At 40.0% G+C, this 23,651-nt stretch carries 19 protein-coding genes and 1 pseudogene; 8 read left to right on the top strand and 12 right to left on the bottom strand.

Annotated features, from left to right (window positions below; all coding sequences use genetic code 11):
• Positions 1-46: 46 nt before the first annotated feature.
• The 3 genes from HWV01_RS13980 to HWV01_RS13970 all read right to left on the bottom strand — a co-directional run bounded on the left by HWV01_RS13980 (position 47) and on the right by HWV01_RS13970 (position 3,081).
• Positions 47-544 (bottom strand): hypothetical protein, encoded by a 498-nt coding sequence (locus tag HWV01_RS13980; protein ID WP_067044041.1) that lies wholly within the window; start codon positions 542-544, stop codon positions 47-49.
• Between the two features lie 290 nt (positions 545-834).
• Positions 835-1,248: a hypothetical protein gene (locus tag HWV01_RS13975; protein ID WP_211672128.1), complete on the bottom strand. Its 414-nt coding sequence runs from the start codon at positions 1,246-1,248 to the stop codon at positions 835-837.
• A gap of 93 nt (positions 1,249-1,341) precedes the next feature.
• The gene (locus HWV01_RS13970) at positions 1,342-3,081 is read right to left on the bottom strand and encodes a choice-of-anchor I family protein (RefSeq protein WP_211672127.1); all 1,740 of its coding nucleotides are present in this window, start codon (positions 3,079-3,081) and stop codon (positions 1,342-1,344) included.
• 216 nt (positions 3,082-3,297) lie between these two features.
• Here HWV01_RS13970 and HWV01_RS13965 point away from each other — a divergent pair, with 216 nt between their 5' ends.
• A complete protein-coding gene (locus HWV01_RS13965) occupies positions 3,298-3,597 on the top strand; it encodes a Dabb family protein (RefSeq protein ID WP_211672126.1) in 300 nt (99 codons plus the stop codon).
• 74 nt (positions 3,598-3,671) lie between these two features.
• Here the strand turns inward: HWV01_RS13965 and metE are convergent, their stop codons facing one another.
• Positions 3,672-5,954, bottom strand: coding sequence for a 5-methyltetrahydropteroyltriglutamate--homocysteine S-methyltransferase (gene metE / locus HWV01_RS13960; protein WP_211672125.1), 2,283 nt, complete (start codon positions 5,952-5,954; stop codon positions 3,672-3,674).
• 215 nt (positions 5,955-6,169) lie between these two features.
• Here metE and HWV01_RS13955 point away from each other — a divergent pair, with 215 nt between their 5' ends.
• On the top strand, positions 6,170-7,090 hold the full coding sequence (locus HWV01_RS13955; protein WP_211672124.1) for a LysR family transcriptional regulator: 921 nt from the start codon (positions 6,170-6,172) through the stop codon (positions 7,088-7,090).
• Positions 7,091-7,190: 100 nt separating this feature from the next.
• Here the strand turns inward: HWV01_RS13955 and HWV01_RS13950 are convergent, their stop codons facing one another.
• The 5 genes and pseudogenes from HWV01_RS13950 to HWV01_RS13935 all read right to left on the bottom strand — a co-directional run bounded on the left by HWV01_RS13950 (position 7,191) and on the right by HWV01_RS13935 (position 11,504).
• Positions 7,191-7,988 carry a response regulator gene (locus HWV01_RS13950; protein WP_211672123.1) on the bottom strand — a complete coding sequence of 266 codons (798 nt, stop codon included), beginning with the start codon at positions 7,986-7,988 and terminating at the stop codon, positions 7,191-7,193.
• 227 nt (positions 7,989-8,215) lie between these two features.
• Positions 8,216-8,299 (bottom strand): annotated as a pseudogene (locus HWV01_RS22445) (integrase); the annotation flags it as partial.
• A 127-nt stretch (positions 8,300-8,426) separates the two neighbouring features.
• A complete protein-coding gene (gene dgcA / locus HWV01_RS13945; RefSeq protein WP_211672122.1) occupies positions 8,427-9,482 on the bottom strand; it encodes an N-acetyl-D-Glu racemase DgcA in 1,056 nt (351 codons plus the stop codon).
• Between the two features lies 1 nt (position 9,483).
• Positions 9,484-10,491 carry an N-acetyltransferase DgcN gene (gene dgcN / locus HWV01_RS13940; protein WP_211672121.1) on the bottom strand — a complete coding sequence of 336 codons (1,008 nt, stop codon included), beginning with the start codon at positions 10,489-10,491 and terminating at the stop codon, positions 9,484-9,486.
• Positions 10,492-10,589: 98 nt separating this feature from the next.
• On the bottom strand, positions 10,590-11,504 hold the full coding sequence (locus HWV01_RS13935) for a LysR family transcriptional regulator (RefSeq protein WP_211672120.1): 915 nt from the start codon (positions 11,502-11,504) through the stop codon (positions 10,590-10,592).
• Between the two features lie 405 nt (positions 11,505-11,909).
• On the opposite strand from HWV01_RS13935, the gene HWV01_RS13930 reads away from it, so the two are divergent.
• Positions 11,910-12,158 (top strand): DUF3297 family protein, encoded by a 249-nt coding sequence (locus HWV01_RS13930; RefSeq protein WP_211672119.1) that lies wholly within the window; start codon positions 11,910-11,912, stop codon positions 12,156-12,158.
• Positions 12,159-12,301: 143 nt separating this feature from the next.
• Here the strand turns inward: HWV01_RS13930 and HWV01_RS13925 are convergent, their stop codons facing one another.
• The 3 genes from HWV01_RS13925 to HWV01_RS13915 form a co-directional block, all read right to left on the bottom strand.
• Entirely contained in the window at positions 12,302-13,327 is a 1,026-nt protein-coding gene (locus HWV01_RS13925; protein ID WP_211672118.1) for a hypothetical protein, read from the bottom strand.
• A gap of 237 nt (positions 13,328-13,564) precedes the next feature.
• Entirely contained in the window at positions 13,565-15,031 is a 1,467-nt protein-coding gene (locus HWV01_RS13920; RefSeq protein WP_249185320.1) for a cell wall metabolism sensor histidine kinase WalK, read from the bottom strand.
• Positions 15,021-15,725: a response regulator transcription factor gene (locus HWV01_RS13915; RefSeq protein ID WP_211672117.1), complete on the bottom strand. Its 705-nt coding sequence runs from the start codon at positions 15,723-15,725 to the stop codon at positions 15,021-15,023. Before HWV01_RS13915 ends, HWV01_RS13920 begins: the two co-directional genes overlap by 11 nt.
• A gap of 232 nt (positions 15,726-15,957) precedes the next feature.
• On the opposite strand from HWV01_RS13915, the gene HWV01_RS13910 reads away from it, so the two are divergent.
• The 5 genes from HWV01_RS13910 (at position 15,958) to HWV01_RS13890 (ending at position 23,574) form a co-directional block, all read left to right on the top strand.
• Positions 15,958-16,413, top strand: a complete 456-nt coding sequence (locus HWV01_RS13910) for a hypothetical protein (RefSeq protein ID WP_211672116.1) — start codon at positions 15,958-15,960, stop codon at positions 16,411-16,413.
• A 629-nt stretch (positions 16,414-17,042) separates the two neighbouring features.
• Positions 17,043-18,584: a Re/Si-specific NAD(P)(+) transhydrogenase subunit alpha gene (locus HWV01_RS13905; RefSeq protein WP_211675860.1), complete on the top strand. Its 1,542-nt coding sequence runs from the start codon at positions 17,043-17,045 to the stop codon at positions 18,582-18,584.
• An 11-nt stretch (positions 18,585-18,595) separates the two neighbouring features.
• Positions 18,596-20,131, top strand: coding sequence for a Re/Si-specific NAD(P)(+) transhydrogenase subunit beta (pntB, locus tag HWV01_RS13900; protein WP_249185319.1), 1,536 nt, complete (start codon positions 18,596-18,598; stop codon positions 20,129-20,131).
• Positions 20,132-20,803: 672 nt separating this feature from the next.
• Positions 20,804-21,994: an amino acid aminotransferase gene (locus HWV01_RS13895; protein WP_211672115.1), complete on the top strand. Its 1,191-nt coding sequence runs from the start codon at positions 20,804-20,806 to the stop codon at positions 21,992-21,994.
• A gap of 353 nt (positions 21,995-22,347) precedes the next feature.
• Entirely contained in the window at positions 22,348-23,574 is a 1,227-nt protein-coding gene (locus HWV01_RS13890) for an OFA family MFS transporter (protein ID WP_211672114.1), read from the top strand.
• Positions 23,575-23,651 lie beyond the last annotated feature (77 nt).

Here is a 23,651-nt window from a genome sequence, read left to right as displayed (position 1 = left end):
TAAATACAGATGATGGTAATGACGATTATCATCATTTGTTTAAGTCTCATTCAATCAATTTATTTTCTATAGATCTCGCTTGTTTTAATCCCCATTCTCCTTTGACCGCTACTTTTATCATCATATCTAAAAATATATGTAAGCCGTTATTATCGAGGTCAAGACAGATACCATGGCTTTCTCGAGAATAAATATATAAGGCGACAAGATTATCAGGTTTTTTATCTAACGAGATTCGTGTAGTTAGCAGCGCGTCGGGTTTTGCCGGTGTCGATTTTTTCTGTATTTCGGTTCGCCCAGCAGCATCATGTAATGCTTGCTGATGTTTATCTGCGAAAGACGCTTCTTGGATCGTTTTGTTTTCTTTGTATAAAGATTGAATTTTATCTAGCTCATATTGCAGCGTTAACTCAGCATTTAGCATTTCTAATAATTTTTTGCACATGTGACGAGTGAGCCACCACTGAGGATGATTTATATTATTAGAAACGATGAGTAACATGCGATCTTCAACTGGGTTGTAAGTTAAGCTAACTTGGCTCATTCGTTATCCTTAGGGGATGATGTACATTGCGTTGATATTACTTAATAGTAGTTTTTACGTCGTAAAGTGCAAATACAAATGGCAAACACTTTTAGGGTAATTTTAATGCAGATGTTGAGAGTATGTACTAAACGGCATCGTGCAGAATTATGACTATATCTAAATGGAAAGTATGATTAAATTAAACTAAATCAATGGATAAGATGAACATGAAGAGAATTGGGATGGAAAATCAGAATGAAAAAGGGAGGAGAAGGCCTCCCCCTAACCATTAAGTTATCAAAGCTTAATTAAGCTTCAGCAGTTGCTTTTGAAGCTGCAGTTTTAACCACTTTTTGTACTTTTGCTGGTTCAGTTTTTAATTCGCCGATCATTTGAGCAAGTATGTCGATTTTGCTTTCTACTTCATTCAGCTTTTGACCTTGAACACCAGTAAAGCGACCAGTAATGCTTTGTGCTTTAGTTTCAATTGATTCTAAAGAGATTTTTTTGCTAAAAATCGCAGACACTTGCTCTTTAATTTGTGGTTCAACTTGAGCACCACGTTCAACTAAAGATTCAAATAGTTGAGTTGCTTTATCTGATGACTTTGCTGCTTCATCAATGATTGTGCCGTAAACACCAAAACCTGCAGTGATAGATGTTTTTGCTGTTTCTTTTGCGACATTGTAGATAGTTTCTACTTGGTTTAGTAAGTTAGCCATTGTAATCACTCCTAGTGAAAGTATTTTAGGTTAAGGTTTGTTCCAACTGAGTTAATCATATTGGTTTTATTTAGAAATCACATTCCAGAGGGATTATTTTTTCAGTTGGTATACAACGGTTGTTCCGCTTATTTCATTTGCGACGAGTAATAAGGGTTTACCATTTGGACTCTTGCTCCCTGCAATAAACTTCATCCCTTCAGGCCCCAAATCACCAGCAGCACGAGGATCCCCCTTTGTTACCACGCCGTTTTCAATTTCAAATTGAGGTGTGAAGTTACGGTTAATAATGTAATCGACGAAATAAGCTTGCTGTGGCTCGGTAATATCATAAATCATAAAACCGGATGTACGTTCTAAACCAACAAAGGCATATTGACGCCCGTCAATGCTACCAAGCGCTAATGCCTCAGGTTCTGCGCCTTTATCATCACTGCGGCTATCGCCTTTGTTTTTGCTGTTATGGTTATTAAAGTTGATGCCTAAGCGGTCAGCAGTAATACGTTCAAAGTCATTGCCGCTGTCAAATACTTGTTTGCCTTGTGCATCCCAAATAGAGAAAGATCGTGAACCGTAGCTGTAGATCTTATCTATGTCTCCGTCATTATCGGTATCACCAATACTGGTTGTTACTTTGAGTCGTCCTAACTGTTTTTTATCTTGGATTGCATCAAATTGAGGGTGGTTTTTATCAAGTGTTAATTTACCTGCGCGGGTTTCTTCTGAGAACCCTGCGTAATCACGCGCATCACCTTCGTTGGCTGTGACGATGAAATCAGCGCCTTCAATACTGTAGCTAGCGATTGTATCAGGCTGGTAAAGACCATACACACCAGGGTAAGATTGGATATTTATTTCTCCATCTTTATCACTAGCATCGATAGCGTTTTTCGCTAGACCATAATCTTTGCTGCCTAAATCAATAATACGCTCAACGCGTTGTGACTTGAGGTCAATCACTGCAATTGCATTATTTTCTTGTAATGATACAAATGCTTGCGAGTTATCGTGAGATATGGCGATATATTCAGGTTCAAGGTCTTGGCTAACGGATGATTTTGGACCGTTTACCTTCACACCTTTTGGTAATTCATGATGACGTGCTGACTGTGTATCAAAGTCGTTAAAATTGATATTAATTGCTTGCTTTACTGGCACATTGTTATTGATGTTGATGATGGAAATTGAGCCTTCAGGATCGACGGTATAATCATTACTCGGTTCACCTTCGTTGGCTACAATCACTTTATTGCCGTCATGGGTGAAAACAACATTATCGGGTAGGTAACCGACTTCGACAGCGCGTAAATAAGTCGCTTTTCCTGTGTTGTCTAGACTATAGAAACCAATGAATCCACGGTCTTGCACTGAATTTCCTTTGTCGTCACCACGCTCGATCGCAACAGCAAGTAAATTATCATAAATAGCAACGCTGTTCACAGAACCTAGGCGTGTTAGATTTAGATCTGAAGCGAGGTTTAACGTGGATTTTTTAGTTAAATTATTAAGTGTTAATGGGTCAATAGTGGTTTTTGTCGTGTTATTAGCGGTATTTTTTATGGTACTAATTATACTGGCATCGAGAATATCAACTTGACCACTTTTAGCGTTAACCACAAAAATAGATTTACTTTGTGCATGATAATCTAAGATCTCTGCTGCACTAACACCATATTGACCTGATTCATAACGTGCAAGCATTGTTACCGTAAGGGGGGATTGTGCGGGTTGCCGTGGTGTTTGTATCGAGATGTCCTTTGGTTTTGCTATACAAGCTGTTATGGCTGTCGTTAGTGCAAGGGCGATGGTTGTGCTTATCAGAGTCTTTTTCATTTGATTCACTTATTTTATTGTTTTTATGAATACGCATGTGTGTATATTGATAAATATAGGGTAGTTGTAATGCACATTTGTGATACTCATATGACATCTTTGTGAAATATTGATATTCATCCACCTAAATATGACATTTAAAGTTATACTTTCACTTCTTCAAATTCCCAAGTTGCTTGGGTGAATTATTCGTTTGTTAAAAAGGATGGAACAATCATGGCGTTCAAACATATTGTGATGTGGACTTTACACGACACGGCCAATGGTAATGATAAAATCACAAATGCTAAATTAGCGAAAGAAGCTCTTGAAGCGCTTAATGGTCAGATTCCAGGGTTACAACGTTTGGAAGTTGGTATTGATTGTCTGCAAGGTGCAGGCTCTTACGATTTAGTATTAATTGCTGATCTCGATTCTCGTGAAACGTTAGATGTATATCAAGATCACCCAGCACATCAAGCTGTGTTACCTATGATGAAAAGCATCACTAGCCAGCGTGCAGCTGTAGATTATTAATACCTAATTTATACAAAATAGACGAAAAAAGGAGAGCGCTTGCTCTCCTTTTTAGTAAGAAAATAGATATTAGCTTAGTTAGAGAATGTATCGCGTAAGTTATGCGCTGCTGTCACCATGTTCTTCAATGCTGCTTCTGTTTCTTTCCAGCCACGTGTTTTAAGACCGCAATCAGGGTTAACCCATAAGCGTGCCACATCAATGTATTCACTGGCATTGGTGATTAACTGTGTCATCCATTCAACACTTGGTACGTTTGGAGAGTGAATATCATAAACCCCCGGACCAATATCATTTGGGTAACTAAAATCAGTAAAGGCAGATAGTAGTTCCATGTTAGAGCGTGACGTTTCAATCGTGATCACATCCGCATCTAATGCGGCAATTGACGGCATAATGTCATTAAATTCACAGTAACACATGTGTGTATGGATCTGAGTATTGTCTCTTACACCTGATGCACTGATACGGAAAGCTTTAGTCGACCAATCTAAATACGCTTGTTGTTCACTGTGACGCAGTGGAAGTCCTTCACGCAGCGCAGGCTCATCAATTTGAATTACTTTAATACCAGCCTTTTCTAAATCAACCACTTCATCACGAATAGCCAGTGCGATTTGATTAGTTTGTTCTTCACGACTGATATCATCACGGGTAAATGACCAGCATAAAATCGTCACTGGGCCTGTCAACATGCCTTTCATTAGCTTGTTGGTTTGCGCTTGTGCATATTGGCTCCAAGCTACTGTCATTGGGGCTGGGCGTGAGATGTCGCCAAAGATGATTGGTGGTTTAACGCAACGTGTACCATAACTTTGTACCCAACCATTTTTTGAGAATGCGAAACCATCGAGTAATTCACCAAAATATTCAACCATGTCATTACGCTCTGGTTCACCGTGTACAAGTACATCTAGCCCGAGTGCTTCTTGGCGTTTTACGACATCTTTGATCTCTGCTTGCATCTTGGTGATGTATTGGTCTTGGCTGATCACATTTTGTTTAAATTGATTACGCGTCTGACGAATATCGCTGGTTTGTGGGAATGAACCAATCGTTGTCGTTGGAAATAATGGTAAATTCAATTCTTGCTGTTGGCTTACTATGCGTTGCGTAAATTGACTATGACGTTGTGCATCCTGGTCGGTAATTGCTGCAACACGTGCTTTAACGGCGGCGTTATGAATGCGAGATGATGTAGCTCGAGATGACACTACCGCTGTTGATTCAGTGAGTTGTGCTATTAATTTATCAGCACTGTCACCGCTTAAAAGCGCATTGATCGTGCTAATTTCCGTCAATTTCTGGGTCGCATAGGCTAACCAAGATTTTAGCTCTGAATCGAGTTTAGTTTCATTATCTAGGTCAACGGGGCTATGTTGTAATGAGCATGAAGATGCAATCCATAAACGCTCACCTAACTGTGCTTTAGCTTGCTGTAATGCGCTGATTGATTGTGCAAGATCGTTACGCCAAATATTACGGCCATTAACAATACCAGCAGATAAAATAGCGTTATCAGGGAGTAATGCTAATGCCGACTCTAATTGCTGTGGCGCACGAGATAAATCAATGTGGAAGCCATCAACAGGTAATGAGAATGCTAACTCAGCATTGTCACCTAGCGCACCAAAATAACTGGTGAGTAGTAGTTTGTTGCTACCTTTCGCTAATTCAGTGTAACTGGTTGTCAATGCCTGTTGCCATTCGCTTGTTAGATCTTGAACGAGAATAGGTTCTTCAATTTGCAGCCATTCAACACCTTCAGTTGCTATGTTAGCAAGTAGTTGCTTATACGTTTCAACAAGTTGAGGTAGTAATGCCAGTTTATCAAAATCACTGTTGGTTTTACTTAACCAGAGGTAGCTTACCGGACCTAGCAAATTGGCTTTAATTGGGAAGCCAAGTGCTTTTGCTTCTTGGATCTCTTCAACAAGTTGGTTGTAGCTTAATGCGAAATTTTGGTCTTCGTTTAGTTCTGGAACAAGGTAGTGATAATTAGTATCAAACCATTTCGTCATTTCACATGCCGCAGCTTGTTGACCACAGCAAGGGCTAGAACCTCGCGCCATATTAAACAGTGTATCAAGGGTGATCGTTTCTTCTTGATGACGCTCTGGGATAACACCTAACGTCGCTGACAATGCCAATACTTGGTCGTACCAAGCAAAGTCACCCACAGTGATGAAGTCTAAACCCGCATCAATTTGCTGTTGCCAATGTTTAGCGCGGAGTTGTTTACCAACGGTTTCTAGCTCAACTTTGGTGATGTCATTTTTCCAATATGACTCAATTGCTTTTTTTAATTCGCGGTCTGCACCGATACGGGGGAAACCTAATATGTGTGATTTAGCCATCTTTAACTCCATTTTCTTAGATGTATTTGTTTGCTTGAGTCTTAAATTTTAAATTAAAACGGTAAATTTAATGTATAGACGCTTAGCTGTTTAGATGGCTAAAGTATTGAACATTATCTCACATGAATCAAATTCATATTTTTACTGATTAAGTTGAAATTAATTGATGTTGGCATTATGCTGAATTTAGCTATCCGTTTAAAAGGGAATTAACGATGCTCGAAGTTAAGCATTTGAAAACTATAATTGCATTAGAAAAGACAGGTTCATTAGTCGAAGCATCTGAAAGCCTCTATATGACGCAATCAGCGTTATCACATCAGATAAAAGATCTTGAAGATCGTTTAAATACGGCGTTATTTATTCGAAAAACAAGACCGCTACGCTTTACGGTAGCAGGGGAGAGGGTGCTTAAACTTGCTAAATCAGTATTACCTATGTTTGCGAATACTGAGCGCGATATTAGCCGTTTATTATCGGGTAATGCAGGGCGTTTACACATGGCAATCGAATGTCACAGTTGCTTTCAGTGGTTAATGCCGGCGATTGATGTGTTCCGTGACCAGTGGCCTGAAGTCGAGCTTGATTTAACCTCGGGCTTTAGCTTTGCGCCTTTACCAGCGTTAAAGCGGGGGGACGTAGATTTAGTGGTGACCTCTGATCCACAAATATTATCCGGTATTCATTACGAACCGCTGTTTAGCTATCAGCCGATGCTTGCGGTCAGTCGCCATCATGCTTTAGCAGATAAAGCGTATATAGATCCAGAGGATTTGAGTGATGAAACGTTGATCACGTACCCTGTAGAGCAGGAACGATTAGATATTTTTAATTTATTTTTAGACCCTGCAGGTGTTTCCCCTCATGCCATTCGACATGCGGAATTAACCATCATGATGTTACAGCTGGTGGCGAGTGGGCGCGGTGTTGCAGCGTTGCCAAATTGGGCGTTAACAGAGTATTTAGAGAAAGATTATATTTTAGCAAAACCACTGGGCGAAGACAGTTGTTGGACAACCCTATATGCGGCTATTCGTATTGAACAACTTGAAATGCCATATATGGTTGAGTTTTTAAAAGATGCGAAAGAAAGTTCATTTCAGCAGTTGAAAGGGATAAAAGCAGTGAACGGATAGTCTTTTAATGGTTAAAAAGGGAATGAGCTTGGTGAGTTCATTCCCCTTGATGAATCTACTCTATATTAAGAGCAGTCTTCAAGTTACGAGTAGACCTGTACTATTGTTCATTCAATAACTGCTGCACAAGCATTCTGACCGTATCAATATCAAAAGGTTTATCACATAGTGCCGAGACACCAGCTTGTTTTACAGCGGTTAACTGGGCGCAGCCTTCTTCAGATGTCACCATCAAAATGGGCAAGTAAGATAATTCTGGGTTCATTCTGATCTTTTCAATTAACTCTTTGCCATCCATTTCCGGCATGTTGTAATCGGTAACGATCAAATCGAATGTATTTTGTGCTAGATATTCCAGTGCTTCGACACCATTCTCTGCTGTGGTGATATTCACAATACCCATGCTATTTAGTACGCGACAGATGTGTTTTCTCGCTGTCAGGCTGTCATCAACCACCAGTATTTTTAATGAGGTTACATCGTATAAATCCAGCTCCATTTCTTCTGGTTCAATGTAACTCAGCGTGGCATTGAGTGCGCGTTGCAAGTCGACAAACTTAAATGGCTTGGGCAAAATTGCGATAGCGCCAGCTTGTTTCACTTGATCTAAGACAGAAAATCGTTGCTCGCTAGAAATGAGCATAAAGGCAATATTTTCAGTCAGCACATTAGATTTAACGAACTCTGCCAATTCCGCGCCAGAGCCATCTTCAAAATACATCGCGCTGATAATCAAATCCGGAATAAATCCGGTTAAACTTTGCTTTGCCTGCTCGATTGAGACAAGGCATTCGATGTTATCAACACCAGCGTCTTGTAATTGTGTAGTAATGAATTTACGTTGTGTGCTAGAAGGCTCAATTAATAAAATTGACAGGTCACGAACTTCAAGACTCATATTATTCCTTGTAACATATTATGTTGCTTTAATTTAAGTGTTTGATATTAGTGGTTTTAACTTATATCCGATATTTTATAATAGCCGTATTAAGCATATATTTGTATGATTTAGTCTATGTTTTTACTTGGTGCGCCACTTTTTTATCACCTTTGACGAAAAATACTGTCTTTTAGGGCGGTGATGTAAGTCATTGTTGCGTAGCAATAAGCACTCTGTTTTGTTATTAATACTAATATATTTCCGCAGTTCATCATAAAGTGAGCTGCAAATGTGTGACGTAGAACGTGTATTGCTTGCCCTTTAGGCAGGCTTGTTATGCACGCTTTGATTCGGTTATAGGGCCTTTCGTGAGTTATGACATGGTGCAGGCGGAATAAGGGGAAGGCGATTAGCATTAATGCCATCGACAAGAATTCAACCAATGCCGCCAGTTATTTAAACCGGAATATTGTTATCCATAGCCATGGCTACTTTCTGTAATTCCTGGTTATTGCCATTGCTGGCCCCGCCCCATAGTTCACTCGACAATAACTGCATATCGCCCTGCTCAAAGTTGAAGGCATGGTCGCGATCTGTTGCTAACAATAGCGGCCCGTCAAGGTCAACAAAGGAAGCGTTTTGAGCGATTAAGAAAGCGGGAGCCATGGCTAATGAGGTACCAACCATGCAACCGGTCATCACGATAAAACCTTGTTGCTGCGCAGCGGTTAGTAACCGTAAGGCTTCGGTTAAACCACCGGTTTTATCAAGCTTAATATTAATTGCCTGATAGAGCCCAGCCAAACGCGGTAAATCATCGCTGGTATGGCAAGATTCATCGGCGCAAAGCGGTATTTCAGACTTAAATCCTGCCAGCTGATGATCGTCTGCGCTGGGCAGCGGTTGTTCAATTAGGGCAACATTAAGTTGCTTTAATCGCGGGAGTAACTGCTTTAACAAGTCGATATCCCAGGCTTCGTTTGCGTCAATAATAAAACGAGAGTCCGGTGCAGCCAACGCAATGGCACACATGCGCTCTAATACCAGTTTGTGATCTAACTTTACTTTTATTAGTGGTCGTTCGCTAAGGCTTGCCGCCTCGCGGGCCATCTTGTCAACTGTATCTAAACTCAAAGTTTGCGCCGTGACCTGAGGTATTGGAGTCGTGATATTGACTAACTGCGCCACTGGTAACTGGTGTTGTTTAGCAGTTAAGTCCCATAGGGCGCAGTCTAGGGCATTGCGGGCGGCGCCAGGCGGTAACAGTGCTAACAAGTCTTGGCCCGTTATCGTGTTAGTTAGCTGTGGCACTATTTGCGATATTTGCGACATCACAGATTCGACCGTTTCGTCATAACGGGCATAAGGGACGGCTTCGGCCCAGCCCGTATGTTGGCCGTCGCTTAATGTAACCACCACCACATCCGCCTGATTTTTTACCCCGCGTGAAATCCTAAATTCTTTGGCTAGCCGCCATTGCTGCTTGGTTATAGTGCAATTAAGTTGGCTCATCCTAGTTCTCCGAACACAAGTTATCGATGATGGAGTCAACGCCATGACGCATAGGGTCTACACAAGGTAAGCCGAGCTCTAGCTCTATGGTGCGACAGATATCAAGCGCCTCGCCATCACTGACACTGGAAGTATTAAGGGTAATGCCAACCACCTGTGCTTGGGGGTTTGTGACTCGTGCTGTGGCAACATTTAGCGTGATGGTGTCTGCAATTGAAGGTAGTGCGCGATTTTTAATACCACGCATTGACTCTCGGTTAATGGCATGACAAACCACAATTGCATCTGCCTGAGCACCGTGCAGTAAACCAAGGCTAACCCCTGCAAATGCGGGATGCGATAATGATCCCTGACCTTCAACGACATCCCAATGCTCTGGGTCATTGGCTGGTGATACGCTCTCACTAGCACCTGCAATGAAATCAGCTACGACGCAATCAATGGCAACGCCATTACCAGCAATCAAAATGCCACATTGGCCGGTAGCACGAAAGTCCACAGCTAAACCACGCTGTTTCATTGCCTGTTCAAGGCTTAGTGAGCTATACATCTTACCAACCGAACAATCAGTACCAACGGTGATTAACCGTTTACCGCTGCGTTGCTCGCCAGTGCCAGTGTTAAATTTTTGCTGTGGATGTCGAATATCAATTAGTTGTAGATTTAGCTTTTCTGCGAGCTGTTCAATTTGTGGTATATCACTTAATTTATCATGTAAACCACTGACAATATCAAAACCGTTATTTAGCGCATCAACAATAAATGGTATCCACTTTTTATCGATAGTCCCGCCGCTGTTAGCAAAACCGAGCACAAACGTTTTTGCGCCAGCTTGTTTTGCTTCTGCGATAGTCATATCTGGTTGATTGGCTGTGACGCTACAGCCATCTAAGCGGAATTGACCTGTACAAAGCTCAGGGCGCCAATCGGCAACCCCTTTAGCCATTTTAATTGAAAGGTTATCGGTGGCATCACCTAAAAAAAGTAAGTATGGCGCTTGTATCTTCATGGGGCTATTTCCATCTTAGGGTTAGTGTTGTTTGGAGAACTAACCTTAAGCGAGCAAACAAAAAACTGGAAATAGTAAAAACTACCCAGCCTATAACCCTAGGTTATAGGCTGGGATTCTGACGTGTGGTGTTTAGCATTTGAAAATTCAATCACCAGTTCAAGAAAATCATTGGCTATCTGCGAAAGATTTTTATCTTCAAGTCGTAACACGGTTAAATTAAAATTAAGTGCTGGTTTAATGGCCGCAATAGCAACCTTATCACTGAGATTACCCCGGGCGGTAAATTCATCAATAGCGCACACTCCGATATTTTGAGCAACCAAACGTGCGGCAATAAAATAGGTTTGAACCGTGATATTAGTATTAATGGCAATATCATCTTCAGTTAATCGATGCCAGAGTAAATCACCTAAGGGGCCACTGTCGCCAATGCCAATCACTTCCTGATGTTCAAATTGATCTAGACTAACCTGAGTTGGTATGTCGGGTAGTAAATCACGTGGGTACATCATGACCAACTGTGACAAACAAACTAGCTGCTGCTTAATCCCAGGCAATGGCGGCGGTGAGAACATCAATGCAAAATCAATTTTGTGCTCAGTGAGGGCCTGACGAACCTCGTCATGGTGCATCGTTTGTAGGTGTATATGGACCTGCGGGTTAAGTTTATTATAACGCGCAACAGCCTGCGGAATAAGTTCGAACCCCAACGCAGGTGCTAGACCAATGGTTATTTTACCACTGCTTTTATTTTTAAGATTAAGCGCACAATGACGAACCGAGCGGAGCTGTTGATACATTTTGTCTACCTCACCAAAAAGCAAGTTCGCCTCTTCGGTGGCAATCAACCGTCCTTTTATCCGCTCAAATAACGCAAAGCCTAGTTGCTGCTCGGCATGAGCTAACACTTTGCTGACCGATGGCTGCGACACATGCAAAAACTCAGCCGCATTAGTCACTGAACCAGTCATATAAATGGCATGAAATACTTCAATATGGCGTAAACGCATGGTCAATTCCGTTTAGTTAGTTCCGTGTGATTAGTCAATTTTTTGCGTGCGGCTCACTGCTTAGCATCACTAAGGCGTAGCTTAGCATTTACTAGACTGGTGGAATAGCGCGGTAGCCGATTGTTGCTCTCCCACATCACGTTGGCAGTGAAAAGGTTAAACGCATAGCGAAAACAATCGTGGTGAGCCACTTTAATTTTACTGACTATAATCTGTGCTGAATGAAAACGGTACGATAGATTAATTGATGCACTGTTATTGATACTTTGGTTAAGCTACCACGGTTTCTGTCACGAGTTATCCGTTACGATAGGTATTTTTAGAAACATTTATTACCGCAGCCCTTGAGCGTTACGCCTATATTGTCTACAATAGCGCACTTTTTATTTACTACAGGTCACGAACATGAACGATATTAAATCGAAACCAGCTTTACCGGATCGCCTTTCGGGTAATCCCCGCAGCCCACATCATATAGAAGAAGTTTTCCAGTACGACATTGGTATTATGCTTAATGGTAAAGAGCGTTTCGATGTTGAAGAATATTGTATCAGTGAAGGTTGGGTAAAAGTACCGTCACATAAAGCGTTGGACCGTCGCGGTCAACCGCTTATGATGACGATAAAAGGAACTGTTGAATCGTTTTATCGTTAAGACGTGTCAATAACTTAGTTAAGGGTCATCCCTCCTATTGAGTTGGCGCAATTGTGACGTATTTTTACAATGCCACTTATTATTGGAATCTAAGTCATCGTAAAAAGGGCCTAGAGAAATTTAGGCCCTTTTTGCTGTAAAGGCTAATTATCAAGGTCGCTTAACGTACGTTGCTTATTATAAGCCGTACCTGCATCTGTTGTTTCAAACTTTGCTAACTTAGCAGTAAGCGCGAGTTCAAACGTTTGCACTTGAGCCTTGTATGACAAGTTTGATAGGTCTTGACCGATAAACTTAGTACCTAATCCTTCTAGTGTGGCGCGGTAGTGTAAAACAATCTGTTCACGCTGCTTTATATCAAGTCCATTTATCCAGCTAACATCTGTCGTTATATGCTCTGCACGTTGAATCCCATTTTTGATTAAGTTCGCTGTTGTTGTCAGCAAATCTGTATCACGAGGGCTGGTAATGATAATGGTATTAAGCCGTTGTAAACTCTGTGATACGTTATTGTAGCTTAGTGGAATTAATTGCTGATTTAACAGTTTGAATTGTTCTTCAAGTGGAGAGTAATAGTTTGCTGTAACTATATTTATTTCGAGAACACTGATTTTTTTCTGTAACTTAGCGCGCTCAAATTCTTGTCTTGAAACTAAATAATCATCCTCAATCATATTTATGATGTGGTTTAAATCTTGATTAATAATCGCGAAATCTCTTTGCCATACATTGTCTATTTTAGGGGCTAGATATTCAATATCAGCTAAGGGTTGAGATAAAAATGTAGTTACCTGAGTTTTTATTTTTTGCGCTTTAATTAATCCATCATTGACCTCTGATATCCCTTCTAAAACAGTACTTTCTGATGGGCCACCAAAAAAACCTTGATCATTGGGATCGAATCTATTCACGAGTTTGCGCATACTGACTAAATCTTTTTGAACTGACTCCCAAGTATTTGGGGCATAGGTAGCAAAGTTTTCATCTTTCACCTTTAGGTAAGTTTGCTCAACGTTCGTCACAGCATCGTTTACGCGTTGATTGAGGCGTGTATTACTGACTTTAATTTGTTGGAGTTCTACTGTCGTCGATGACTTTTTTTCAAAGCTGGCACAACCTGTGATAAGGGTGATAAATACAAGGGTATGAGTGAGTTTAAATATGTACATGTTCATCCATCCGAAAGGGTGTATTGAGGGGTGAATAACCGTAATTTAACGGTTTGTATAAGACTAGTGTGGGTTAATATATTTGTGGTGAAAATAATGATAAGTAGTGATAACTATTTGAAAAATTTGATCTAGAGTGAATAAAATTGGAAGGGGATGTGGAGAGGTTGTGTTATTCAAAAATAATTAAAGACAAGATCTGCAGCTTAGTTAACTAACACTAAGCTGCAGCAAAGTTTAAATTCTCACATTGGTCGGTAAGCTAAAGCTGAACGTTGTACCTTGGCTTAACACGCTAGAAACCGAGATCTTGGCATGATGCAGTGAAAGTAGTTTAGCAACGATAGCAAGTCCTAATCCCGAGTTTCCTTGCTGACCATTGACGGTATTTTTAGCCCTAAAATGTGCGTCAAAAATCCGGTCAACATCTTCCTTCGGAATACCCACGCCAGAATCGGCAATACTAATTATTAGCTGGTTATCTTTCGGTTGCAGATGGATCTTAATACTGTCACCGGATTTACAGTGTCTTAGGGCGTTATCAACGAGGTTGGTTAGTACTCGCTCCAATTTAGCAATGTCGGCAATGGCTTGTAGACTTGGATCTTTAGGTTCAACTGACAGGGTAATATTTTTCTGTTGTGCTTGTAGCTGGAATTTGCTTAATACATCTTGTGCTAACTCGGCAACTGCGACAGGTTCTTGATATAGGCTTACCGTATTACTGTCGAGTTGAGCGAGCTCGATGATTTGTTCGACAAGGCGTTGTAATTGATTCGCGTTCTTTTGTGCCACTTGAATAAAGTCACTTCCGGCCGTTTCTGGATATTGTAACAACCAGGTTTCAAGATAACCTTTTAAGGAAACTAGCGGTGTTTTGAGATCATGGGAGATATGTGAAAGCATTTCTCGACGCAGTTGCTCCGTCGATTTAATCTGTGTGAGTTGCTTGTGTATCTTCTCTTCTAATGACGAAAAATTATTATGTAGATTGATAATTTCATTCGCAGCATACTGATGCGGTGTTGACGTTGAAACCGTCGTGAAGTCATTTTTAACAAAATTAGTCATGTCTTGATCAAGTTGTATTATCGGCCTCACGACTCGTGCAAAAATGAATACTAATAGCGCAAAAGCAAGTGCGAAGAATACAATAAGTGCCGCAAGGATCTTGTACATACTGCTATCGAACGCTAAGTTTTTTACGATGCTATCGTATTTATCGCCACCGAGAATGACAAAGACATAGCCAATTTGTTGGTTATCTTTAAATATAGGGGCTGTTGAAAAGAGCTTTTGTTGATCTAGACTTCTAGGGTTATCGGCATAAATAGGGTAGGTAGCCCCTTTTATAAAATGGTCTAATTGTTTTGTATCAATCGATTCCCTTTTTATTTTACTCGGTTCTGCTGCATAGACGAGTAATTTACCTTGGTTATCTGTGATGTATATTTCATAGCTGGGGCCAAGTAACATTAAACTGTGGAAGGCGGGTTTTAGTGCTGTAAGACTAATCTCGCCTTGCTGTAAATCTTCAGAGTAGTGGATGATTTGCTGCGCTAAATTTTTGTGTAGTGTTTGTTCTACGCGGGCTGAGTTTGTATCGGTAATTACACAATAAATAAAAAACAACCCGGCAGCCATAGAGGTAAACAAAATAATTAACGGGAATGTAATTTGTCCTAATAAAGATCTATGTGACATCGCTGGCCTCCAGTTTGTAACCAACGCCCCACACTGTTTTAATGTATGTAGGTTTTGCAGGGTTCGGCTCTATTTTGTTTCTTAATCTATTCATGTGTGAATTTACCGTATGTTCATAACAGTCGTTATGATAATCCCATACTTCAGCAAGCAATTGCTCTCTGCTATACACACGGCCAGGCGATTTGGCTAAAAAGAATAATAAAGAAAATTCAGTACTGGTTAAAGATATGAGTTCCTTATTCCGATGAACACTATGCGTCGCTTGATCTATGACTAGATCTGCAATCTTGATTTGTTCTGGTTCAAGGTTATTTGCAGCTTGTACATTACTGCGGCGAAGTAAGGCTTTTACACGGGCTTGTAATTCTAATACGCTAAATGGTTTGGCAAGATAGTCATCTGCGCCAGCTTCTAACCCTTGAACCCGATCTAATTCTTCTGTGCGGGCGGTTAACATCATAATAGGAACAATCGCATCATTGGTTCTTATTTTTTTGCATATATCTAATCCATCCATATCTGGTAGGTTTAGGTCTAATAATATAAGCTGGAATACATTGCCACGTAGCTGTTCAAATGCATCTTTAGCGTTATGGCAACAAGTCACTTTTTTGCCGATCATCTCTAAATTGATTCGAATTAAATTTGCGATATCTTGTTGGTCTTCTACCACCAATACGTGTGTATCCATTGTGTCCTTACCTCTTATATCGTCTTAATAATATGTTTATTTAGGGCCTAACTGCGCGTAGATACTAATCGCAACAATAAAAGTAGGGCATATTAAATCTTAGTTAGTGCGATCTATGCTTGGTTTTTTTGTAAGCGGCTGTATTGTTATCATACATATGCACATTTATTTATGCATTTTTATTTATCTTGGCTACCGTTAAATTATACCCCATGTTTAAGAGTGTAACAGTATGCTTGGCCAGATAACTGAAATCGATAAATTAATCTTGTTATACAAGTATGAAACTCAGGGGACGTTAGAGACAGAATCGGTGCTTGATATATCTGACGAAGAAGCGCGTTTTATCCGTACTTCGGGTGAATATATTTTGTGGGAGGCGGGTAAGCGTGACTTTGATTATCCCGAAATGGCCAATTCACATTGGTTAGAGACTACCTATCGCGGTCAAGCGGCTAAGTTAGATTGTTTACGAACTCGTGATGCGGTCTTATGTCCACTGTTTTTGAGAGATCAATTTTATGGTGAATGGCACATACATAATGGCTTCTTACGGATGAGTATAGAATCAGCACATCATCATATTGAGTTATTCTCTGTGGCGAATTATGACAGTAATATTCATCCAATATTGTTGTTTAAAGACAAGGAGCTAGTCGGTTCGGCAAATATAACGTTAATGGTGTAGAAATAGTGGGGGTTACAGATAATCTTTTCACTGTTTGATATGTAAAACCATTTAATTTGATAGCTATAGCTGATCAATCATCATCAAACGCATGTTTAAATTATGGATTCGTTATTTTTAGGTTATTATATTTTAACCTTTGGTGCTGTAAAATTAGCCATGAATCACTCATGATAAGTATAAAATTACACTTTATAATAAAAAGTAACAACATATGTCTATTTGTTTCATAGTGTCATTTTTAGACATTATACTATTTTGACAGCCCACTTTATTTCGAACGAAACCCTTTCATGTTAGTCATGTAAACCATTGAAGATTAAACTAATTTAATCTTGTCAATTGTACTTCAAAGATGCTTTAATTCTAGCTGGATAATTATTTATTTTACTTTTAATCTACATTTTAGATTCTAATTTCCATTTAAAATGGGGTAAGTTAATATAAATTGTTGTTGCGTTAAGTCACATTTTTGTGAACAATCGTTAGTGACAAATGACACTCTTCATTTTGAATATGAAGGGTTAAATCCGATATTTTGTACTGATGCTTCTCCGTACCTCATGCTATATGAGTACACATGGAACGTAGTATTTTATCTTTGATGTTGAAACAGACAGGAACAGATGATGCAAATAGGTATACCAAGAGAGAGCCTCAAAGGTGAAACTCGAGTTGCTGCAACACCAGCAACGGTTGAGCAGTTACAAAAATTAGGCTTTTCAGTATTGGTTGAAAGCAATGCTGGTAAATTAGCTAATTTTAGTGATGCTACTTTTGAGGCGGCTGGAGCAACGATATCGGAAGATACCAAACAAGTTTGGGCTTCTGACATTGTACTAAAAGTTAATGCGCCAGCGAACGACAAAGAAATTAAGTTATTACAAAAAGGCACTTCATTAATCAGCTTTATTTGGCCAGCCCAAAATGAAGCACTTTTAGAGAAACTTGCAAAACGTGAAATCAATGTTTTAGCAATGGATTCTGTGCCACGTATTTCACGTTCACAGTCACTTGATGCATTAAGCTCAATGGCTAATATCGCCGGTTACCGTGCAGTAATCGAATCAGCAAATGAATTTGGCCGTTTCTTTACCGGTCAAATTACCGCTGCTGGCAAAGTACCACCTGCCAAAGTACTGATTATTGGTGCTGGTGTTGCTGGTCTTGCTGCTGTAGGTGCTGCAGGCAGTTTAGGTGCGATTGTTCGTGCGTACGATACGCGTCCTGAAGTTAAAGAACAAATCACCAGTTTGGGTGCTGAATTCTTAACGGTAGACTTTGACGAGTCTGCGGGATCTGGTGATGGTTACGCGAAAGTAATGAGTGACGACTATAAAGTTCAAGAGCAGAAAATGCTTGCTGAGCAAGTTGCTGATGCTGATATCATCATTACCACTGCATTAATTCCTGGTCGTCCAGCACCACGCCTAATTAGCCAAGAAATGGTTGATGCAATGAAAGCGGGTAGTGTGATTGTCGATTTAGCTGCTGTGAACGGTGGTAACGTTGAACCTAGTGTGGTTGATAAAGTTATTACGACTGACGGTGGTGTTAAAGTCATCGGTTATAACGAAATGGCTCGTCGTCTACCAGCACAAGCATCTCAGCTTTACGGTACCAACTTAGTTAACTTACTTAAATTACTTACACCAGAAAAAGACGGCGAAATGACCATCAACTTTGATGATGTCGTTCAACGTGGTGTGACGGTAATTAAAGACGGTGAAATTACTTGGCCTGCGCCACCGATTCAAGTTTCAGCTGCTCCTCAAGCTGCGAAACAAGAAGAAGTGAAAGAAGCGCTAGTTAAACCTGAAAAGAAAAAAACAGGTATCTATAAGGCATTATTAGCGGGTGGCGGTATCTGGGCATATTCAGCGCTAGCAAATTATGTTCCTGCTGAATTTTTAAATCACTTAATGGTATTCGCACTGGCTTGTGTTATTGGTTATTACTTGATTTGGGATGTGGCAGCGTCATTACATACGCCGCTGATGAGTGTAACGAATGCGATTTCAGGTATTGTTATTCTTGGTGCTTTCTTCCAAATGGGCGCAGAGAGTGGTCTTGTAACCTTACTCGCATTCCTCGGCACATTTATTGCCACTGTCAACATCGCCGGTGGTTTTGCCGTTACTGAGCGTATGTTGAAAATGTTCCGTAAATAAGGATTTTTATAATGTCTCAAGAATCAATTGAAGCTGCACAACATGCTATCAATGCTGCGCAAGTAGCGGTAGATGCAGCAACACAAGCCGCGCAATTGGCACAGATTGCAGTTGCAGAACAAGCTCCTGTCGCTGTTGACGTGGTACAGGAAGTTGCAGTTGCAACGGGTGGTAAAAGTATTTTAGAAGCCGCATATATCGCGGCAGCGGTACTGTTTGTACTTGCTCTTGCTGCGTTATCAAAGCAAGAAACGGCACAGAAAGGTATTTATGTCGGTATTCTGGGTATGATTGTAGCGGTTGTTGCAACATTATTTAGTAGTGACGTAACAAATATCGGTTATATCATTGCCGCTATGCTTGCTGGTGGTGCATTTGGTGTGCGCTGGGCAAACAAAGTCGGAATGACAGAAATGCCAGAAATGGTTGCGATCCTAAACAGCTTCGGCGGTTTAGCGGCTGTATTTATCGGTTACAACAGTTATATTGAATACAATATTACAGATCCAGTAATGTTAAGTATTCACTTAACATTAATCTTCCTGGGTGTATTCATTGGTATCGTTACATTTGTTGGTTCATTAATTGCTTGGGGTAAATTAAACGGTCGTGTTAAATCGAGCGCGTTAATGCTACCACACCGCCATAAAATGAACTTAGTTGCATTACTTGCTACTATTTATCTAATGTTCTCGTTTGTTGGTGCTGGTTTTGAAGGTAACACAACAGCATTAGTATTAATGAGTCTTATCGCAATCGTATTTGGTGCGCATTTAGTGCTATCAATTGGTGGCGCGGATATGCCAGTTGTTGTATCTATGCTTAACTCTTATTCTGGTTGGGCGGGTGCAGCTACAGGTCTTATCTTAGGTAATGATCTGTTAATCGTAACGGGTGCGCTAGTTGGTTCATCAGGTGCAATTTTAAGTTATGTAATGTGTAAAGCGATGAACCGTTCGTTTATCTCTGTTATTGCAGGTGGCTTCGGTAACGACGTTGTTGCATCAACAGGTGATGAAGAGCAAGGTGTTCACGTTGAAACATCTGCAGCTGAAGTTGCTGAAATGTTAATGGGTTCTAAGCGTGTAATCATCACTCCGGGTTATGGTATGGCTGTAGCGCAAGCGCAGTATCCTGTATTTGCAATCACGAAGAAATTGCGTGACGCGGGTGTTGATGTACGTTTTGGTATTCACCCTGTAGCGGGTCGTTTACCTGGTCACATGAACGTATTACTTGCTGAAGCAAAAGTACCTTACGATATCGTATTAGAGATGGATGAGATCAATGATGATTTCAACGACACTGATACTGTACTTGTAATTGGTGCGAATGATACGGTTAACCCAGCAGCGAAAGAAGAAAACTCGCCAATCTCAGGTATGCCTGTACTAGAAGTATGGAATGCAACGAACGTTGTTGTATTCAAACGTAGTATGGCAACTGGTTATGCTGGTGTTCAAAACCCATTATTCTTCAAAGAGAATACAACTATGCTGTTTGGCGATGCTAAAGAAAGCGTAGAAGAAATCTTCAAAGCAATGTAATTGCGATGTTAGTATCGGTTAAATGATACAAGATTTTGTGAAGATTGAAGGAGCCGAAAGGCTCCTTTTTTTGTTTTTAAATAAACCTCAGAGCCAAACTTTTTAGGATCTAATTATTGGAGTATTAACTAACCCTGTATGAGCATTTTCATCAGTAACTATGGTCTTTTTTATCACTTTACCAAGAGTGAGTAATAAAAAAATTGGGGCTAATAAAAATAAAACATTGACCATAAAATAATACCTTCCATTATTGTTATAAGGCGTTATTTTTGATGACACTTAATAACATCTCAATTTTTGTTCATGATTCGTCAGTAAATCTGATGAATTGTGGGTTATTCTATATTTTCGACATCGCTTTCTACTCACCACTGATAACGTTGAGTAAATTAATTGATTTATTATCTTATGTGTATGATTTACTTGAACTATTAACGCCTAAATGCTAAATCGTAATTGAAATGTGACCACGCAAGCTAAATTGAACAAGTCGTCTGTTTTACAGTGAAGTAATGGAACATCGATTTAATGCGATTCATCTCTGACATTATTTGTTATATCTCAGCCATTTTTTTGCCACATCGCTATGAATTTAGGGATTGTGATGGTATAAATAAGTGAAATGTTAGGTTTAATACGTAGTTTAATTACAAGCAGATAGGGAATACCATGTTTGAGAAAATCGTTACAGCAGCAGCAGATCCAATTTTAGGTTTAACTGAAGCATTTGCTAAAGATCCACGCGCCGAAAAAATCAATTTAGGTGTGGGTATTTATAAAGATGAAACAGGTCAAACGCCTATCTTAAAATCAGTTAAATTAGCAGAGCAAAAGTTAATTAATGAAGAAAAAAGTAAAAGTTATTTAAGTATTGAAGGCCATAAAGCGTATGCGTCAGCAGTACAAAAACTATTATTTGGTGCTGATAGCGAGGTTGTAACAAAGCAACGCGCAATCACAGCACAAGCACCGGGTGGTACAGGTGCACTACGTACAGCTGCTGATTTTATCAAAAATCATTTAACAAGTGATCGTATTTGGGTTAGTAATCCAACATGGGCAAATCATGGTAATGTTTTTAATACTGCGGGTTTAGAAGTTAAGCAGTATGCTTATTATGACGCTGAAACACGCGGTTTAGATTTCAACGCAATGCTCGCATCTTTAGCTGAAGCAGAAGCGGGTGATGTCATACTTTTCCACGGTTGCTGCCATAACCCAACGGGTATTGATCCAACGCTTGAACAGTGGACGACACTTGCGCAATTATGTGCGAACAAAAAACTATTACCTTTGTTTGATTTTGCATACCAAGGTTTTGCAACAGGTGTAGAAGAAGATGCTGCTGGTCTACGTGTATTTACAGCGCATTGTGAAGAGATATTAGTGGCGAATTCTTTCTCTAAAAACTTTGGTTTGTACAACGAACGTGTTGGCGGCCTAACGCTCGTGGCGAAAGATCAAGATGTTGCGGCTGCAGCATTTAGTCAAATTAAATCTGGTATTCGTGCAAACTACTCAAACCCACCGGCACATGGTGCGGCGGTTGTTGCGATAATTCTTGATGATGAAATATTACGTAATCAATGGGTTGCAGAAGTCGCTGAAATGCGTGTTCGTATCCATGAAATGCGTGAGCTATTTGTAGCAACACTTGCTGAAATGGGTGTGACTGGTGACTATAGCTTCATTACTCGTCAGAACGGAATGTTCTCATTCTCAGGTCTTACTAAAGAACAGGTTGCTACATTGAAAGATGAGCACGCTGTTTACATTGTCGGTTCTGGGCGTATCAGTGTTGCTGGTATGACCAAAGACAATATGCAGCCTTTATGTAAAGCGATTGCTGCAGTACTTTAATCAGTAATAAATGATTAATGACTAGATGGGTGCTTCGGTGCCCATTTTTTATACATTTTTAGTTTGTAATAACACAAGTTGGGCCTAGCGCGATGGCTCTATACAAAGACTCATATGCTACTTTTAATAATGGTGATAAGTTTATTTTTTGGTTTGTAGTGTTAAAAATATAACTGAAAGGCTTATAATTGCAGCGTCGACCTTTAACGTATTGTTATTTATATAAATTTAAATTGCCCCTCGCTTTTCTAGTAATGTTTTATATCAACAAAAGTAATATATTTTGAATTAAAAGTTGTACCTAGATCACAAAACGTGTAGATTGCCGCAATCTTTGTAATTTTGAGGCAATAATGAGTAATAAACCACTGCAAATCCTATTAGCTGGCATCGGCATTAACCTAACTATCGGTATCCTATACGCATGGGGTGTTTTCACTGTACCTCTCGCTGAAGCATTAAACGTTGATGCTACAGATGTAAAAGCACCGTATAAAATTGCTGTTTTCACATTTGCTACTTGCTTACTTATTGCTGGTATTTTACAAGACAAGATTGGACCTCAAAAAGTGGCCATGCTTGGTGTGACTCTCGTTGGTCTTGGTCTCATTGCTTCAGGTTACACTACGACTTTGGTAGAACTTGAATTTACCTTTGGCGGTATTGTTGGTGCCGGTATCGGTTTCTCATATGCATGTATTAGCCCAAGTGCGATGAAATGGTGGCCGAAAGGTAAAAAAGGTTTAGTAAGTGGTTTAACTGCGGGTGGTTTCGGACTTGCGTCTGTATACCTAGCGCCATTATCTACAAGCCTTATCGAAAACTACGGTATCTATGATACATTCAAAATCTTAGGTGCAGGCCTATTAGTAATCGCTATTCCATTAGCGTCTCTGCTTATTGCGCCTCCTGCAGGTTATGTTGCTGACCCATCTGAAGCGAAAGCGGTTGCATCAAGCGATGATATTAATCTTAGCTGGCAACAAATGCTGAAAACGCCTCAATTTTACCAGTTATGGGTAATGTTCATGGTTTCAGCTGCTGCAGGTATCATGCTTATTGGTAGTATTGGTAACATCAGTAAATCAATCGGTCTGACATCAGAGCAAATTGCATTCAGTGTTGTTTTACTTGCTATCTTTAATACAGGTGGCCGTGTCGTTGGTGGTTTAATTTCTGATAAGATTGGCCGTGTAAATACACTTGCTTTAGTATTTATGCTTCAAGCGGGTAACATGGCATTCTTTACTACCATTACAACGCAAATGCCGCTGATGGTTGCGATTGCAATTGGCGCGATGTCATACGGTGCACTATTAAGTGTATTCCCTACAATTACTGCTGATAACTACGGTCTAAAAACTTACGGAACTAACTTCGGCATCCTTTATTCTTCATGGGGTGTATCTGGTTTCTTCGGTGGTTTCTTAGCAACTGTTGCCGGTTCAACTAATAATACTTATTTTGCTTTTGCGGCACTATTAATCGCCGCTACTGTCATCGCTTTCTTCACTAAACCTGTAGATAAAGAAGCTGTATTAGCGAAAGAAAAAAATAAATTAAAAACGGCTAAAGTTTAATCATTAGCGTTTATTAATTTGTGTTAAAGGGATAGCTCAAGTAATTGGTTATCCCTTTTTTTTGCCTTGCGAAACTT

The organism is Moritella sp. 5 (assembly GCF_018219455.1).
Taxonomy (GTDB): Bacteria; Pseudomonadota; Gammaproteobacteria; order Enterobacterales; family Moritellaceae; genus Moritella.
The sequence above is the reverse complement of the archived record's forward strand: the minus strand, read 5'-3'. Positions and strand labels throughout refer to the sequence as shown.